General features: G+C 65.1%; 17 protein-coding genes and 1 tRNA gene. 15 read left to right on the top strand and 3 right to left on the bottom strand.

Translation table 11 applies throughout. From position 1 onward, the window contains the following. Positions 1–195 precede the first annotated feature (195 nt). From FGF80_RS13320 to ribH, 3 genes are all read right to left on the bottom strand, one after another. Positions 196–298 (bottom strand) — tRNA-Gln (locus tag FGF80_RS13320). Between the two features lie 158 nt (positions 299–456). Further along, the gene (locus FGF80_RS13325) at positions 457–1,602 is read right to left on the bottom strand and encodes a pyridoxal phosphate-dependent aminotransferase (RefSeq protein ID WP_138654541.1); all 1,146 of its coding nucleotides are present in this window, start codon (positions 1,600–1,602) and stop codon (positions 457–459) included. Beyond that, positions 1,599–2,033, bottom strand: coding sequence for a 6,7-dimethyl-8-ribityllumazine synthase (gene ribH, locus FGF80_RS13330; RefSeq protein ID WP_006185416.1), 435 nt, complete (start codon positions 2,031–2,033; stop codon positions 1,599–1,601). The genes FGF80_RS13325 and ribH overlap by 4 nt, the downstream gene beginning before the upstream one ends. Before the next feature lie 279 nt (positions 2,034–2,312). Between ribH and FGF80_RS13335 the strand changes: the two genes are divergently transcribed. The 15 genes from FGF80_RS13335 to FGF80_RS13405 all read left to right on the top strand — a co-directional run bounded on the left by FGF80_RS13335 (position 2,313) and on the right by FGF80_RS13405 (position 17,066). After that, on the top strand, positions 2,313–3,476 hold the full coding sequence (locus FGF80_RS13335) for a 5-(carboxyamino)imidazole ribonucleotide synthase (RefSeq protein WP_138654543.1): 1,164 nt from the start codon (positions 2,313–2,315) through the stop codon (positions 3,474–3,476). Positions 3,477–3,553: 77 nt separating this feature from the next. After that, a complete protein-coding gene (locus FGF80_RS13340) occupies positions 3,554–4,192 on the top strand; it encodes an AIR carboxylase family protein (RefSeq protein WP_006185418.1) in 639 nt (212 codons plus the stop codon). A gap of 291 nt (positions 4,193–4,483) precedes the next feature. After that, positions 4,484–4,888, top strand: a complete 405-nt coding sequence (locus tag FGF80_RS13345; RefSeq protein WP_006185419.1) for an NADH-quinone oxidoreductase subunit A — start codon at positions 4,484–4,486, stop codon at positions 4,886–4,888. Next, positions 4,885–5,592 carry an NADH-quinone oxidoreductase subunit B gene (locus FGF80_RS13350; protein ID WP_006185420.1) on the top strand — a complete coding sequence of 236 codons (708 nt, stop codon included), beginning with the start codon at positions 4,885–4,887 and terminating at the stop codon, positions 5,590–5,592. The genes FGF80_RS13345 and FGF80_RS13350 overlap by 4 nt, the downstream gene beginning before the upstream one ends. Then, positions 5,589–7,244 carry an NADH-quinone oxidoreductase subunit D gene (locus tag FGF80_RS13355; RefSeq protein ID WP_138654545.1) on the top strand — a complete coding sequence of 552 codons (1,656 nt, stop codon included), beginning with the start codon at positions 5,589–5,591 and terminating at the stop codon, positions 7,242–7,244. Before FGF80_RS13350 ends, FGF80_RS13355 begins: the two co-directional genes overlap by 4 nt. A 1-nt stretch (position 7,245) precedes the next feature. Further along, complete coding sequence (locus tag FGF80_RS13360) at positions 7,246–8,367, top strand: complex I subunit 1/NuoH family protein (RefSeq protein ID WP_138654547.1); 1,122 nt, start codon at positions 7,246–7,248, stop codon at positions 8,365–8,367. Next, positions 8,364–8,825, top strand: coding sequence for a NuoI/complex I 23 kDa subunit family protein (locus tag FGF80_RS13365; protein WP_006185423.1), 462 nt, complete (start codon positions 8,364–8,366; stop codon positions 8,823–8,825). The genes FGF80_RS13360 and FGF80_RS13365 overlap by 4 nt, the downstream gene beginning before the upstream one ends. 39 nt (positions 8,826–8,864) lie before the next feature. Further along, positions 8,865–9,137, top strand: a complete 273-nt coding sequence (locus FGF80_RS13370; protein ID WP_006185424.1) for an NADH-quinone oxidoreductase subunit J — start codon at positions 8,865–8,867, stop codon at positions 9,135–9,137. Continuing rightward, positions 9,134–9,571 (top strand): hypothetical protein, encoded by a 438-nt coding sequence (locus FGF80_RS13375; RefSeq protein WP_006185425.1) that lies wholly within the window; start codon positions 9,134–9,136, stop codon positions 9,569–9,571. Before FGF80_RS13370 ends, FGF80_RS13375 begins: the two co-directional genes overlap by 4 nt. Further along, positions 9,568–9,873 (top strand): NADH-quinone oxidoreductase subunit NuoK, encoded by a 306-nt coding sequence (nuoK, locus tag FGF80_RS13380; RefSeq protein WP_006181260.1) that lies wholly within the window; start codon positions 9,568–9,570, stop codon positions 9,871–9,873. Before FGF80_RS13375 ends, nuoK begins: the two co-directional genes overlap by 4 nt. A gap of 1 nt (position 9,874) precedes the next feature. Continuing rightward, positions 9,875–11,923: an NADH-quinone oxidoreductase subunit L gene (gene nuoL / locus FGF80_RS13385; RefSeq protein WP_138654548.1), complete on the top strand. Its 2,049-nt coding sequence runs from the start codon at positions 9,875–9,877 to the stop codon at positions 11,921–11,923. Beyond that, the gene (locus tag FGF80_RS13390; protein WP_138654550.1) at positions 11,920–13,443 is read left to right on the top strand and encodes a complex I subunit 4 family protein; all 1,524 of its coding nucleotides are present in this window, start codon (positions 11,920–11,922) and stop codon (positions 13,441–13,443) included. Before nuoL ends, FGF80_RS13390 begins: the two co-directional genes overlap by 4 nt. Then, complete coding sequence (locus FGF80_RS13395; RefSeq protein ID WP_138654552.1) at positions 13,443–14,981, top strand: NADH-quinone oxidoreductase subunit N; 1,539 nt, start codon at positions 13,443–13,445, stop codon at positions 14,979–14,981. The genes FGF80_RS13390 and FGF80_RS13395 overlap by 1 nt, the downstream gene beginning before the upstream one ends. A 46-nt stretch (positions 14,982–15,027) precedes the next feature. Then, a complete protein-coding gene (locus tag FGF80_RS13400; protein WP_138654554.1) occupies positions 15,028–16,527 on the top strand; it encodes a DHH family phosphoesterase in 1,500 nt (499 codons plus the stop codon). A 155-nt stretch (positions 16,528–16,682) separates the two neighbouring features. After that, a complete protein-coding gene (locus FGF80_RS13405; RefSeq protein WP_138655536.1) occupies positions 16,683–17,066 on the top strand; it encodes a DUF4870 domain-containing protein in 384 nt (127 codons plus the stop codon). Positions 17,067–17,119: the final 53 nt, after the last annotated feature.

The following is a 17,119-nucleotide window of genomic DNA, read 5'->3' on the forward strand; positions in this document are numbered from 1 at the left end:
ACGGACACTCGGACCGCCAGTGGACTGTGGCCGGGGACGCGACGATCGAATGGGATCGTCTCGCCGAGAACAAACTGTCGCTTCTGGTGACTGCAGTCGCGGTTGGAGTCGACCCGCGAAGGCTCGAATTCTCACCCTTCTGGGCTCGAATCCGCTGGACGGATTTGTCGCTCGCGGTATTGCTCGCGGCAAAAATAGTCCCGGGCGGATTCGAACCGCCGTCATGGGCTGTCTTCCGTGACGGAACGAACCGAACACGTCCAAAGGCCCATATGATTGGCCACTACACCACGGGACTGCTTACTTCATCTACCGGATAGACTGCCACCGCACAATAGTGTTACTTTTCGTCGTGAGGTGGTGGTGTGTTTCCGATCACCGATGTCAGCCGCGACTCGGACCGAAAACGCTACTCGTCGCGCAGTTCGAAGCGGCGCGTTCCGTCGTGGACACGCGTTACAGGTAGCCTTCCTCGGCCAGCCGTTCGATACCTTCCTCGAGTCGCTCCTCGCTCGCGGCGTACGAGATTCGCGCGTAGCCGGGGGTCCCGAACGCGCTGCCGGGGACCGTCGCGACGTGGGCGTCCTCGATCGCGCCCTCGCACCACGCTTGATCGTCCTCGGCTACCGGCAACATCATATAGAACGCACCCTCGGGGACGGCGACATCGACATCGTGTTCGGCGAGCAGGTCGACGACGAGGTCCCGGCGCTCTTCGAAGGCCGTGACCATCTCCGTGACGGCGGCTTCGGTTTCGAGGGCCTCGAGACCGGCGTGTTGGACGAAGTTGACGGCCGAGGAGACGGAGTGGCTGTGGAGTTTACCGGCCTGATCGATCAGCTCCTCGGGGCCGGCGAAGTAGCCGAGCCGCCAGCCGGTCATCGAGTAGGCCTTCGAGAAGCCGTTGACCGTGACGGTGCGGTCGGCCATCCCCTCGAGCGTGCCCAGGCTCGTCGGCTCGACGCCGTAGGTGATCTCCTTGTAGATTTCGTCGGAGATGACGGTGAGGTCGTGCTCGACGGCGAGATCGCGGACGCCCTCGAGCGCGGCATCGGAGTAGACCGCCCCGGTGGGGTTCGACGGCGAGTTGACGACCAGCAGTTCGGTCTCGTCGGAGACCGCGGCCGCGAGCTCGTCGAGCGCGGGCTCGAGCTGGAAATCGGTCTTGGAGAGGTCGACGCGGGTCAGATCGCCGCCGGCCATCTTGACCATCGCCTCGTAGGAGACCCATGCGGGGTCCAGCAGGACGACTTCGTCGCCGTCCTCGACGAGCGCCTGGACGACCTCGTAGAGGGCCTGCTTCGCGCCGGGCGTGACGATGATCTCGTCCGAGTCGTGCTCGAGGCCGTCGTCGGCCAGTTTGTCGGCGATCGCTTCGCGCAACTCGAGGATGCCGGCGGAGGTGGTGTAGCCGGTGTGGCCGGCGTCCATCGCGTCCTTGCCGGCCGCGACGATGTTCTCCGGGGTCGGGAAGTCGGGTTCGCCGACGCTTAAGTCGACGATGTCTGCGCCCTCGGCCTCGAGTTCGGTGGCGAGCGCGGAGATCGCAAGCGTTGCGGACGGTTCGACTCGGCTGACGCGGTCGGTGAATTCCATCGTCATTGGTGGGAATCTACGGCGGAACTGGGGTCGGGTAGTTCGTCGACGAGATCGAGCGCACCGTCGACGGCGTTCGCGGCGTTCTCGACGCGCTCGCGGGCTTCGGCGGCGGACATGCCGGGGCCGGTCACGCCGAGGGTGACCGGCGTGTCACGCTCGAGACTCACATCGGAGAGTCGCTGTGCGGTGGCATCGGTGATCACCTGATCGTGATCCGTGTCACCGGTGATGACGGTGCCGATGACGACGACGGCATCGACGTCGTCGAGGCGGGCGAGCCGATCGGCGGCCAGCGGCGCGTCGTACGCCCCCGGCACGTGGACCGTCTCGTGCACCTCGGCACCCGCGGCGGTAGCCGCCTCGAACGCCTCCTGCTCCATCTGCTCGGTGATCGGTCGGTTGAATTCCGCGACCACCAGTCCGAGCGTGGTCATAGGCGAGCGGTAGGGAGGACAGGTAAAAGAGGTACCGTTCTCGTGTGACCGACGCGCCCCGTAACGACACACCGCGGTGTCCCGTACGACGCTCGGTCGTCGGGAACGGACGCTCCGAAATCGGGCACTCGGACCACTGGACGGGGCAATCGAGGACGTTCGAGGACGAGTGTCGGGGCGACGGCGGACGCGCGAGCAACGGGTTGAGACGGTTCGAGTCAGCCTCGAGAGCGGGCCGTTTGGGAATTCTTAAGCGCGGGTGTCGACAATCGCCACGCGATGACGACGCTACGAACACCGGGACCGACGATCGGCGTAGTCGGAGGGGGACAGCTCGGGCGGATGCTCGCCGAGGCGGCCGCGCCGTTGGGCGTCGAGGTTGTCGTCCTCGACCCGACGCCGGACTGCCCAGCCGCGCCCGTGGCCCGCGACCAGATCGTCGCCGGGTTCGACGACGAAGCGGGGATCCGCGAACTCGCCGCGCGTGCCGACGTGCTCACGTTCGAAATCGAACTCGCCGACCAGGACGTGATGGATCGGGTGAGCGAGGCCACCGAAACGCCGGTGCACCCGAAGCCGTCGACCCTCGAGACGATCCACGACAAACTCGTCCAGAAACGCGAGCTCGCCGACGCCGGGATTCCCGTCCCGCCGTTCCGCGCGGTCGAGGACGCCGCCGACATCCGTGCTGCGATCGACGACTACGGCGCGCCGGTGATGCTCAAGGCTCGAACCGGCGGTTACGACGGCCGCGGCAACGTTCCCGTCGAATCGAAAGCCGAAGCGGACGAGGCCCTCGAGTCGGTCGCCGGCCCCGCGATGGTCGAATCGTTCGTCGACTTCGAGCGCGAGGTCTCGGTCATCGCGGTCAAGGGCGACGACGAGATCGCGACCTTCCCGATCGGGGAAAACGTTCACGAGGAGGAGATCCTCCGGGAGACCGTCGTTCCCGCACGCTCGAGCGAGACCGTAACCGAGCGCGCTCACGCGGTCGCGCGCGACGTGCTCGAGGTGATGAACGGCCGCGGCGTGTACGGGATCGAACTCTTCGAAACGACGGCTGGCGAGGTGCTCCTCAACGAGATCGCGCCGCGTCCGCACAACTCCGGTCACTGGACGATCGAGGGCGCGCAAACGTCCCAGTTCGAGCAGCACGTACGGGCCGTCCTCGGCTGGCCGCTCGGCTCGACGGCGCTCCGTTCGCCGACGGTGATGACGAACCTGCTCGGCGATGTGGACGACGAGCGGCCCGCACAGCTGCGTGGGCTCGACGAAATCCTCGAGACGCCCGGCGCGAACCTCCACTGGTACGGCAAGCGGCAGGTCAGACCCCTCCGGAAGATGGGGCACGTGACGCTCTCGGCGGGCGATGCTGACGCCTCGCGCGAGGATTTACTCGAGCGTGCGCGCGATCTCGTGGCCGCCGTCACGTTCCGCGCGTAACGCCTTCGGTCCCGGTCGTCACGCTTTCTCGCCTCGGATACCACCGTTTCAAGTCGCTTCCCCGATGACCACCACCCATGAGCGACAGCGTTACCGACCTGATCGACCGACTCCACGACGAAGCCGAGCAGGACCGTCCGACCGAGGACACGCCGGACGTCGGGATCGTCATGGGAAGCGACTCCGATCTCGAGACGATGCTGACCGGCGGGACGCGCCGCGGCGCGTACGATGCCTTCGTGGATGAACTCGGCTTCGCCGAGCAGACCGAGTACGAGTCCCCGCCTGCGGCCCGGTTCACGTTCGAGACGTATGTCACGTCGGCACACCGGACGCCGGACTTAATGACGGCTTACGCCGAGACCGCCGAGGAGCGCGGGCTCGAGGTGATCATCGCGGGTGCGGGCGGCAAGTCGGCTGACCTGCCGAACATGACCGCCTCGATCGCGTACCCGCTGCCGGTGATCGGCGTCCCGGTCCAGGAAAAGTCGGTCGACAGCGTCATCGGGATGCCGACGGGCGCGCCGCTGGTCGCGGTCGACGCGGGCAAATCGTTCAACGCGGCGCTGTCGGCCGCACAAATTCTCGCCCGGCAGCACGAGGCCGTTCACGATCGGCTGGTAGCCTATCACGAGAGCCTGCGCGAGGGCGTGGGAGCGGTCTCGCGAGAACTCCACGACGGCGGCACACCGGCGTTCGGGGATCGAGATCGCTAATTCGGTGCGGTCACGAGCCGCCGGCGGTCGACGGTCGAGAGCCGGCCGGGCAGTCGTTTCGATCCGCCCGTGAAAAACGAATTACCGCCTCGAGGGCATTTCGCGGCCGGTTTCGGGCTCGAATAATAGCGTATTACTGCTCCGTTCACGGCCCGGACGGAGACGGCTAGTATACGGTGATTATTTACGAGGGTCTCCGTTCGCTGAAGTCGCGTCTCGGCCCGTGTTTCCCCGAAAAACAAAGAATCAACCCTTATGTGCGTGCGGTTTGAACCCTCGAACGTTACGGAGATGAATGATTGGATCGCCATCGGGGCGCTGGCGCTCGTCGGGGTACTGATACCGTTCGGGATGATGGCGGTATCGTATCTCCTGCGGCCCACCGTGCCCGAAACGAGCAAACGCGCCACTTACGAGAGCGGCGAGATTCCGACCGGCGGAACGCGCATCCGATTTAATATCCAGTATTACATGGTTGCGCTGCTGTTCGTCGTCTTCGATATCGAGACCGTCCTCCTCTTCCCGTGGGCGGTCGCCTATCAGGATGCGCTCGCGGCGGATATCCCGCTCGTTCGCGCGCTCGGGCCGATGCTGTTGTTCGTCGCCATCCTGCTCGTCGGTCTCGCGTGGGCGTGGCGTACGGGCGCAGTACAGTGGGCACGGACACCCCGCCAGCTGGAAACTGACAGACCATGAGTAGCGAACAACCACGCCAACAGATCTACGACAGCACCGCACCGTCGACCGACACCCGCGACTCGCGTATCGGTGAGGGTGCCGACGATCGCTTCAACTCGAAGCTTCGGGAGGCCTTCGGCTCGACGCCGTTCATTCTCACGAAGTTCGACAAGTTCATGAACTGGGTACGGGGCAACTCCATGTTCATGCTCCAGTTCGGGATCGCGTGTTGCAGTATCGAGATGATGCACACGTACGCGATCAAACACGATCTGGATCGCTTCGGAGCCGGTGTCCCCCGGGCCTCCCCCCGACAGGCCGACGTGATGATCGTCCCCGGGACGATCGTCTCGAAGTTCGGCCCCCGCATGAAGCGGGTCTACGACCAGATGCCCGAACCCAAGTTCGTCGTCGGCATGGGCTCGTGTACGATCTCCGGCGGCCCCTTCCAGGAGGGGTACAACGTCGTCAAGGGTGCCGAGGAGATCATCCCCATCGACATCCACGTCCCCGGCTGCCCGCCGCGGCCGGAGGCGCTCGTCTACGGTATCGCCAAACTCCAAGAGCGGATCCGCAACGGCGAATCCACGCCCGTCGTGGTCAAGCCCTACGAACTCGAGGAGTTCGGCGAGCTGCCGAAAGACGAACTCGTCCAGACGCTCGCCGACGACATCGACGAGGAAGACCTCGTTATGCGCTACAACTGGGCTGATTCACCATGAGTACGGGACTCGAGCGAGAGCCATCGGTCGCGGTGACGGAGGACGAACTCGAGGCGCTGGTCGGTGACCGCGCGCTCGCGCGTGACGATCACCTGAACGCGCCGGGATTCGTCATTCGGCCGGATGCTGTCCAGGACGTGCTGACGGACCTGCGCGACGAGGCCGGCTTCGACCACCTCGCGAACCTCACCGCACAGCAGTACGCCGACCGCTACGAGTCGATCTATCACCTCCGAAAATACGCGGACCCGACCCAGGAGGTGTCGATCGTCGTCCCGACGACGACCGACGACCCGGTCAGCCAGACCGCCGAACCGGTCTTCCGGACCGCCGACTGGCACGAACGGGAGGCCTTCGACCTCGTCGGCATCGACTACGAGGGCCACCCCGACCCGCGCCGCATCCTCCTGCCCGAGACCTGGCAGGGCCATCCGCTCTCCGAGGGGTACGACCAGGAGAAGCCCCAGCTCGTGACCCTGACCGAACACGCCAACCCGGTCCAGCCGGACCACCACGACGACGAGTCGGATACGATGTTCCTGAACATCGGTCCCCACCACCCGGCGACCCACGGCGTGCTCCACATCGAGACGGTGTTAGACGGCGAGACGGTCGTCGACGTCGACCCCGATATCGGCTATCTGCACCGCTGCGAGGAGCAGATGTGCCAGCAGGGGACCTACCGACACCAGATCATGCCCTACCCCGACCGCTGGGACTACGTCTCCGCCGGTCTCCTCAACGAGTGGGCGTACGCGCGCACGGCCGAGGATCTCGCGGACATCGATGTCCCGGAGTACGCGCAGGTCATCCGGACGATGGGCGCGGAGCTGTGTCGGATCGCCTCCCACATGCTCGCGCTTGCGACCTTCGCGCTGGACGTCTACGGCGACTTCACGGCCATCTTCCAGTACGGCATGCGCGACCGCGAGGTCGTACAGGACATTCTCGAGGATCTCACCGGCCAGCGGCTCATGTTCAACTACTTCCGGCTGGGCGGGGTCGCCTGGGATCTGCCCGACCCCCGCGAGGAGTTCATCGAGAAGACCCGCGACTTCCTCGACGGCCTCCCCGCGAAGGTCGACGAGTATCACGACCTGCTGACCGCCAACGAGATCTTCCAGGTTCGGACCCACGACACGGGTATCCTCGAGCCCGAGGTGGCCAAACAGTACGGCTGTACGGGCCCCGTCGCCCGTGGCTCCGGGATCGACTACGACATCCGACGGGACGACCCCTACGGCTACTACGACAACCTCGAGTGGGACGTCGTGACCGAGGACGGCTGTGACAACTACAGCCGCGTCCTCGTACGTATGCAGGAAGTCGAGGAGTCGGCGAAGATCATCGAGCAGTGTCTCGACTTGCTCGAGGACTGGCCGGAGGACGAACGAACCGTCCAGAGCAACGTCCCCCGGACGCTCAAACCGGACGCCGACACGGAGATCTACCGCAGCGTCGAGGGCGCGAAGGGCGAACTCGGCATCTACATCCGTTCGGACGGCACCGACAAGCCGGGTCGGTTCAAGATCCGGAGTCCGTGTTTCCACAACCTCTCGGCGCTGCCAGAGATGTCCGAGGGCGAGTACATCCCGGACCTGATCGCGTCGCTGGGGAGCCTCGATATCGTGCTCGGGGAGGTGGACCGGTAGTATGATCGGTGGCCAGATCGCAGGCGCGGCCACGTTGCCGTCCGCACCGCCGGCGGTGCCGCTACAGGATACCGTCTTGCTTCCCGAACGGCTCGGCGAACTGACCGGCCTCGACGGGTTCGGCCTCGGCGGCGAACTGCTCGCGACCTTCATCGCGGCCTTCATCGTCGGCAACCTGATGCTCGCGATGACCGGCGTCGCGGGGCCGTGGGCCAAACGGAAGATCACCGCCGCGTTCACCGACCGGATCGCCGTGAACCGACTCGGACCGGCAGGGCTCTTCATTATCCTCGCCGACTCGGTGCGGCTCCTCTCGAAGGAACTCGTCGTTCCGGAAAACGCGGATCGGCCGGCGTACGACCTCGCGCCGATCGTCGTCGCGTCGTCGGCGCTGCTCGGGTTCGCCGTCATTCCGATGGGCAGCGGGATTCACCTCGCCGACCCGGAGGTCGGGCTGGCATACGTCTTCGCGATCTCGGGGATCGCCAGCCTCGGGTTGGTGATGGCCGGCTACGCGTCGTCGAACAAGTACTCGCTGCTCGGCGGCCTCCGCGCGGTGGCACAGAACATCGCCTACGAGATCCCGCTGGTCATCACCGGGATGTCGATCGTGATCTTCGCCGGCACGCTGCAGATGGGCGAAATCGTCTCGGCACAGGCGAAACCGCTGCTTACAGTCGCGGGGATTTCGATTCCGTCGTGGTACGCGCTGGTCAACCCCTTCGCGTTCGTCCTCTTTCTGGTGGCGAACTTCGCGGAGGTCGGCCGCAACCCGTTCGACACGCCCGAGGCACCGACCGAGATCGTCGCGGGCTATCAGACCGAGTACTCCTCGGTCTACTTCGTCTTGATCTACCTCGGGGAGTTCCTCCACATCTTCCTCGGCGGGGCGATCATCGCGACGATTTTCCTCGGCGGCCCGGCCGGGCCCGGACCGGCGGCGCTCGGCATCGTCTGGTTTATCATCAAGATCTGGGCGGTGTTCTTCGCGACGCAGTGGCTGCGTTCGGCGGTTCCCCGCGTCCGGATCGACCAACTGATCGAGATCGGCTGGAAGGGCCTCCTCGTCCTCTCCTTTGCCAATCTCGTCTTGACCGCGGCAATCGTGGGGCTGATAGCATGATCGGGATACTCAAATCGATGGCAACGACGATGAAACACGCACTGGACGGCTCCACCTTTACCGTGGAGTATCCGGAGACCGCACCCGACGTCTCGCCGCGATTCCGCGGCGTCCACAAGTTCAGTCAGGAGCGGTGCATCTGGTGTCGCCAGTGCGAGAACGTCTGTCCGAACGATACGATCCAGATCGTCACGAACGATCAGCGACAGGGCGAACAGTACAACCTCCACATCGGCCAGTGTATCTACTGCCGGCTCTGCGAGGAGGTCTGTCCCGTCGACGCCATCCTGCTCACGGAGAACTTCGAGTTCACCGCGGACACGAAACACGACTTCGTCTACAACAAAGAGCAGCTGAAAGCGGTACCGTGGTACAAGGACATCGACCCGCTCGCCTCCCGCGAACCCGACCGGGACGCGTGGGTCGGTGAGGGCGACGGAGAGGTCGACTATCAGTAACGGGTCCGCCCGTCCCGCAAACGGGCACTACCAACAACCATGAACTACGAGCTGATCGCGTTCGCGCTGTTCGCCGTCGTAACGCTGGCCAGCGCGGTGGGTGTCGTGCTCATGCAGGACCCGTGGCATTCGGCGCTCCTGCTGGGCGTGGCGCTGCTCAGCGTGGCGGTCCACTACGTGATGCTGGCGGCGGAGTTCGTCGCCATGATGCAGGTCCTCGTCTACGTGGGCGGGGTCCTCGTCCTCATCACGTTCGCCGTCATGCTGACCCAGCGCGACGACACCGACGCAGACGAGGTGGTACAGGCATGACGACCGGTCCGAAACTCCGACTCGGCAAGACGCTGGTACCGGGACTACTCGCTGTCGGACTGTTCGGTGTGATGGCACTGATCACGCTGAACACGGCTTTCGAGCCGATGACGACGGCTGCGGGTGCCGGCTTCCCCAGCGACGTCTCGATCACGGCCGAACTCGGCTACGCCCTGTTCGGCTTCGACGAACTGCAGACGATCGGCGGCACGGAACCGTTCCTCGCCGCCGTCTTGCTCGTCGCCGTCGCGCTCGACGCCGCACTCGACGCCTCGCTCGTCCTCGCGAAACGCGAGGAGGGCGGCGAACCCGTGTCCGCGCTCTCGAGCACCGGCGAGGCCTCGAGCGACGAGGGCCGGGAGCCGGCCGTCGCCGACGGTGGGAACCGCTCCGATGGCAGCTTCCGGACCCAGACGGGAGGTGAGAACCGATGACCGTCGACGTGCAGTACTACGTACTGCTGTCGATGGCAGTATTCTGTATCGGACTGTTCGGGGTCCTGACGCGTCGCAACGCACTGTTGTTCCTGATGTCCGTCGAACTCATGCTGAACGCGGCCAATATCAATCTGATCGCGTTCGCGTTCTATCACGGCAACCTCACGGGGCAGTTGTTCGCGCTGTTTACGATGGCGCTCGCTGCCGCAGAGGTGGCCGTCGGACTGGGGATCATCTTGGTGCTGTACCGAAACTTCCGTGATGTCGATGTCACGGTTCCGACGACGATGAGGTGGTAAGATGGCAGCAACAGCAACAGGACCGTTCGGATTCGCACCGGCGATCGCAGTGTTCCCGCTCGTGGCGTTCGTGATCACGCTCGTCTTCGGGAGGCATCTGCCGAAGAAGGGAGCGCTCCCGGGCATCCTCGCCACGGCAGGCTCGCTCGTGGTCTCGTTGGTGATGTTCGCGGCGGTCGCGGGCGGCGACGAGCATCACACGACGCTGTACGAGTGGACGTCCGGCGCTGCCACCAGCGAAACCATGGTCGAGGGGATCGAATTCACGTTCGGCATCCTGATCGATCCGCTCTCGGCACTCATGCTCGTCATCGTTTCGCTGGTCGCCCTGCTCGTTCACGTCTTCAGTCTCGGATACATGAACGCCGAAGGGGAGACCGGGCTTCGACGATACTACGCCGAACTCGGCCTCTTTACCTTCAGCATGCTCGCGTTCGTCTTCGCGGACAACCTGCTGATGGCGTTCATGTTCTTCGAGCTCGTCGGCCTCTGTTCGTACCTGCTGATCGGGTTCTGGTTCCGCACGGAATCGGCCCCTTCGGCCGCGAAGAAGGCGTTCCTGGTCACCCGTTTCGGTGACTACTTCTTCCTGATCGGCGTCGTCGCGATCGCGGCGACGTTCGGGACGGTCGGCTTCGCCGGCGAGGAGTCGTTCGTCACCGCCGCCGAGACGGCGATCGAGGACGGGACGACCCTGTTCGGCTTCGACGCCGAGACCTGGGTGACGATTACCGGGCTGCTCGTGCTGGGCGGCGTCCTCGGCAAGTCCGCACAGTTCCCCTTCCACACCTGGCTGCCCGACGCCATGGAGGGCCCGACCACCGTCTCCGCGCTCATTCACGCGGCGACGATGGTCGCGGCCGGGGTCTATCTGGTCGCCCGGATGTTTGGTTACTACGCGCTTTCGCCGACCGCGCTGGCGATCATCGCCTTCGTCGGCGGCTTCACCGCCCTGTTCGCCGCGACGATGGCCGTCGTCAAAGACGACATCAAACAGGTGCTGGCGTACTCGACGATCAGCCAGTACGGGTACATGATGCTCGGGCTCGGCGTCGGCGGCTACGTCGCCGGGGTCTTCCACCTGATGAACCACGCCTTCTTCAAGGCGCTCCTGTTCCTCGGTGCCGGTGCCGTCATCATTCTGATGCACCACGAACAGGACATGTGGGAGATGGGCGGCCTCAAGGACAAAGCGCCCGTCACCTACTACACCTTCCTCGCCGGCGCGCTCGCGCTCGCGGGAATCGTCCCCTTCTCGGGCTTCTGGTCGAAAGACGAGGTGCTGTTCGACGCCCTCGCAGTCGGGCTGGAGCAGCCGGTCATCCTCGCGGCCTACGCGATGGGGCTGCTCGCCGTGTTCTTCACCGGGTTCTACACGTTCCGGATGGTCTTCCTAACCTTCCACGGCGAACCCCGGTCGGAGGCGGCCGAGGACCCACACTCGGTCGGCTGGGCCGTCAAGGTCCCGTTGCTCGCGCTCGGGACGCTCGCGGCCGTCGCCGGCTTCGTGAACCTCGCGCCCGTCGCCGAACTGCTCCACGCCGACATCACCTTCCTCGAGTTCTGGCTGGACGGCGAGTACGGTGCCGTTGAAGGGCTGACCTACCACGCGTACCACGAAACGGTCGCCTTCGAGGAGGGTGTCATCGGGTCCGAGACGACGACGATGCTGCTGAGCGCGGGACTCTCGCTCGGGCTCGCACTGGCCGGCGCGTTTACGGCCCATACGCTGTACAACGTGCCCGACCCGTCCCGTCACACGACGAAACTCGGCGGTGCGTACCGCGTCCTGAAGAGCAACTACTACCAGGACGAGTACCAGGTCTGGCTCGCGGAGGGCCTGACGCTGCCGCTGGCTCGAGCGGCCGACCGCTTCGACCAGACGGTCATCGACGGGGTCGTCAACGGAACCTCGACGATCAGTTTGTTCGGCAGCGATCGATTGAAGCGGATACAGACGGGTATCGTGACTAACTACGCGGCGCTGTTGGTGGGCGGGTTCATCGGCTTACTGCTCGTCCTCGGCTATCTTGGAGGGTGGTTCGCATGATGATAGAAGCGCTTATCGCTGTCGCACTGATCGGCGCGTTGGTGACGTTCGTCGCGCCGAATCGCATCGCCGGCAAACTCGCGTTCGCCATCAGCCTCGTGCCGGCGGCGCTCAGCCTGTGGCTGTTCGCCGCCTTCGACGGCAGCGGAAACGCGTTACTCGACGGTGAGTTGGCGTTCGAATCGCAGGCAGCATGGCTCGAGATCGGTGACCACTCGATCTCGTGGTTCGTCGGCCTCGACGGGATCAGCCTACCGTTGGTCGTCCTGACGACGATCCTCTGTACGCTCGCGATCGTCAGCTCTTGGACCCCGATCGACGACCGGGAATCCCAGTTCTACGGACTCATCCTCTTCATCGAGGCGAACCTGATCGGCGTCTTCTCGGCGCTCGATTTCTTCCTCTGGTTCGTCTTCTGGGAGGCGGTCCTGATCCCGATGTATCTGCTGATCGGGATCTGGGGCGGTCCGCGCCGGAAGTACGCCGCGATCAAGTTCTTCGTCTACACGAACGTGGCGTCGCTGGTGATGTTCGGGTCGTTCATCGCGCTCGTCTTCGGGCTCGGGGATTCGGTCACGTCCTTTGCCCTCCCCGAAATCGCGACGGCGATGCGAAACGGGGGGCTCGATGGGCTCTTCGGGCTCGGTGGACCCGCCCTGGCATCGGTCGTCTTCATCGGGATGTTCCTCGGGTTCGCGGTGAAGGTCCCGATCGTCCCCTTCCATACGTGGCTGCCGGACGCCCACGTGGAAGCGCCGACGCCGGCCTCCGTGCTGCTGGCGGGCGTCCTGCTGAAGATGGGGACCTACGCCCTGTTGCGGTTCAACTTCACGATGTTCCCCGAGCAGGTCGAGGCCTACGCGATTCCGATCGCCGCGATCGCCGTCATCAGCGTCATCTACGGCGCGATGCTGGCGCTCGCCCAGACCGACCTCAAACGGATCGTCGCCTACTCGTCGGTCTCGTCGATGGGCTACGTCATCCTCGGGCTGGTCGCGTACACCACGTTCGGCGTCGGCGGGGCGACCTTCCAGATGGTCTCTCACGGCCTGATCTCGGGACTGATGTTCATGGCCGTCGGCGTCATCTACAACGCGACGCACACGCGGATGGTCACCGATATGTCGGGGATGGCAGACCGGATGCCGATCGCGGTCGGAATCCTCATCGCCGGCGCGTTCGGTTACATGGGCCTGCCCCTGATGAGTGGGTTTTACGGCGAGTTCACGATCTTCTTCGGGACCTTCGGCTCCGAGTTGCTCGACTACTCGCCGCTGTTTACCTCGCTGGCGATGTTCGGTATCGTCATCGTCGCGGGCTACCTGCTCTTTGCGCTCCAGCGGACGGTGTTCGGGCCGTATCGACTCGAAACTGACTACGAAGTGAGCCGCGCACCCGTCCACGACATCGCGTCGATGGGCGTCCTGCTGGGACTCATCATCCTTCTCGGTGTGGCTCCCGCACTGATCTTCGACATGATAACCGACGCAATCGAACCGATCATCGGAGGTGGTCTCTGATGGCGGTTCTCGAACTTCCCGACTGGATGGCACTCGCACCGGCGCTGATCCTGGCGGGGACGGCGCTCGTCCTGTTCCTGATAGACAGCATCGAGCCCCACTCGACGAACCGTACGCTGTTGTCCGGTACCGCCGTCGCCGGCTCGCTGTCGTCGCTGGCCGTCGCCGTCTGGTTCACCGTCGCCGGCGTCGGCGCGACGGGAATCGAGAACTACGGCGTGATCGATATCATGGACGGCCAGTTCGTCGTCGACCAACTGGCGCTGTACTTCATGATCATCATCGCGGTCGTCACGGCCCTCGTCACGGTCGCGAGCTACGACTACCTGCAGGACCACACCTACCAGGCCGAGTATTACTCGCTGGTCGTTCTCGCAGCGACCGGGATGTCGATGATGGCCGCCTCGAACAGCCTCGTGACGATCTTCATCGCCCTCGAGCTGACGAGCCTGCCGTCGTACGCGTTGGTCGCGATCCTGAAGGACAACCGCGGCAGCGTCGAAGCGGGGCTGAAGTACTTCCTGATCGGGGCGCTGTCGTCGGCGATCTTCGTCTACGGCGTCTCGCTGGTCTACGGTGCAACCGGCTCGCTGCAACTCACGCGTATCGCCGCGGTTCTCGAGAGCGGCGACGGAGCCGTCGCCGAAATGGGGGGACTCCTCGGACTCGGCATCCTCATGTTGATCGGTGGGATCGCGTTCAAGACCGCGAGCGTTCCCTTCCACTTCTGGGCCCCCGAGGCCTACGAGGGCGCGCCCGCACCGATCTCGGCGTTTCTCTCCTCGGCCTCGAAGGCCGCCGGCTTCGTGCTCGCGTTCCGCGTGTTCACGACCGCGTTCCCGCTCGAGGCGACGACCGGCATCATCGGCATCGACTGGACGCTGGCGTTTGCCATCCTCGCGATCGTCACGATGACGCTCGGGAACTTCGCGGCGGCGACCCAGGAGAACGTCAAGCGGATGCTCGCCTACTCCTCGATCGGCCACGCCGGCTACGTGCTGATCGGGCTCGCGGCCCTCTCGGCCGACGGCGGGGACCTCGTCATGGGTGCGGCCATGATGCACCTGCTGGTCTACGGCTTCATGAACACGGGTGCGTTCCTGTTCGTCGGACTGGCCGAATACTGGGACGTCGGGCGGACCTTCGAGGACTACAACGGCCTCGCCGAGCGAGCGCCCTTCGCCTGCGGCGCGATGGCGGTCTTCATGTTCAGCCTCGCGGGCGTCCCGCCGTTCAGCGGCTTCTGGAGCAAGTACCTCCTCTATACCGAACTCATCAACGCGGCGGCGGACAACACGGCCTTGCTCGTCCTCGCGGCCGCGCTGGTGATCAACAGCGCGCTCTCGCTGTACTACTACTCGCGGCTGGTCAAAGCACTCTGGATCGAGGAACCGCTTCTCGATCGCGACCGCCTCGCCCAGCCAACCGGCCTCTACGCGGCGATCATCGCCGCGGCCGTCATGACCATCGTCCTCCTGCCGGCGTTCGGCCCGGTCGCCGACGCCGCGCTCGAGGCGGCCGCCGCGGTCGTCGCCTGACGCCGACCCGGTAGCTTTTACCCGTCGCGGTCGCAAGCGCCGATACATGGTTTTTCGGCTCGTGCTCGGCTGCGGGACCGTCTGCCGACAGGTCACCGAACGACTGTCCGAGCGCGACGGCGACCGACTGCTCGTCATTACTGCCACCGAGAGCGTCGTCGAGACGCTGCGTGACGAGAGCGTGCCGGCTCGCAGTGCCGATCCGGCCGATCCCGCCGCCATCGCGAACATCGAACCGCCGGACGTGATCTTCGTCGGCAGCGACCGCACCGACATCAACCGGGCCGCACTCCGGGGGGCGCGGGATCGCTTCCCCGACGCGTCGATCGTGGCGTATCTGGGCGGGAACGCGACGGCGGCGGACCGCGATCGGTTCGACGAACTGGCGGACGGCGTCGTCGATCCGACGGCCGCGCTCGCGGATCGAGTCCTCGACGGGACGGCCAGTCCGTCGGCCGAAGCCGCCATCGAACTCCGGGAGCAACTCGCGAGCATCGACGGCCGGCTGGCGGTCATCGCCCACGATAACCCCGATCCGGACGCGCTCGCGAGCGCCGTCGCGCTCGTCGCTCTCGCGGAGTCGGTCGGCGTCGACGCCGACGCCTGTTACTTCGGCGAGATTTCCCATCAGGAGAACCGGGCGATGGTCAACCTCCTCGAGTTGAACCTGCGAAACATGGCTCCCGACGACTCGATCGCGGAGTATTCGGCGTTCGCGCTTGTCGATCACTCCCGGCCCGGGGTCAACGACCAGCTTCCGGGGGACCTCCACGTCGACATCGTCATCGATCACCACCCGCCTCGCGGCCCCGTTCCCGGCGAGTTCGTCGACCTCCGACAGGGTGCGGGCGCGACCAGCACCATCCTGACCGAGTACCTCGAGCGGTTCGATCTCGAGATCGACGCCGCGACGGCGACGGCGCTGCTGTACGGGATTCGGGTCGATACGAACGACTTCACTCGGGAGGTGTCCCCGGCCGACTTCCGGGCCGCATCGGCGCTGTGGCCCCGGGTCGATACGTCGCTCCTGCGTCGAATCGAACAGCCTTCTCTGGAAGGTGAGACCCTCGAGACGATCGCCCGAGCGATCAAGAACCGAATTCAGCGCGATTCGGTCGCCGTCGCCAGCGTCGGCCGGATCGGCGACCGGGATGCGTTGCCCCAGGCCGCCGATCAGTTACTCGCAATGGACGGCGTCGACACGACGCTCGTCTTCGGCTTCGCCGACGAAATGGCCTTCCTGTCGGCTCGGTCGCGGGCGGCGGACATCGACTTGGGCGAGACGCTTCGGGACGCGTTCGACCGGATCGGCAGCGCCGGCGGCCACGCCGACATGGCCGGCGCACAACTCGAGGTCGGCATTCTGGGCAGCGCCGACGACGAGGCGGAGATCGAGTCGATCGTCAGTGTCGTCGAGGAAGTGATCACGAACCGATTTCTCGAGGCGATCGAAACGCAGCCGGGGGTTCCGGTCGGAGCCTACACGCAGACCAGCGAGTGGCTGTTCACCCAGCGCGGCAAGCCGGACGACGGCGAGTCGGTCTGACGCGATAGCCACGAGCCGATCGTCAGCGTGTCTCGCGACGAACGTGGAAGCGTCCGAGCCGGCAGCGGGTGGTCCGGGCTCGCTCGGGCACCGTTGCGATGCGTCGGGGTGCCGGTGGACTTACGGTTCCGAAGCGAAAACATGTCAATAGAGCCATGTCAACAGTGATCGATCCCGAGCGGAGAACGTGGCTAGGTGTGGGCGTCCACGGTATTGGTCTGTTATTCTCAGTTCTCGGGGTGGGACTGGCATATCTCGTCTCGAGTACCGATTTCGAGAGACGGAACGCGAAAAACGCTTTGAATTGGCATATTCCGTTCTTCATCGCGTGGAACGGGAGCGCAGTCGTTGCATTTATCGGCGTCGGTCTCGCATCCGCCGGCACGGCCGGGTCGGTCGTTCCTCGACTCTTGATACTGCTCGGATTGGTCGGGTTTCTGCTCCTCGGTATCGCCAATCTCGTCGTCTGCTTCGTGGCGACGGGGAAAGCACTCGACGGAGACTCGTGGGAGTATCCCCTCGTCCCCGAACTCGTTTAACGAACCCCCTGCCGCCTGAAGCTCGACTCCGGGTGCGCGAGTCACGACCGGCA

The sequence above is a fragment of the Natrinema pallidum genome (genome assembly GCF_005890195.1).
Taxonomy (GTDB): Archaea; Halobacteriota; Halobacteria; order Halobacteriales; family Natrialbaceae; genus Natrinema; species Natrinema pallidum.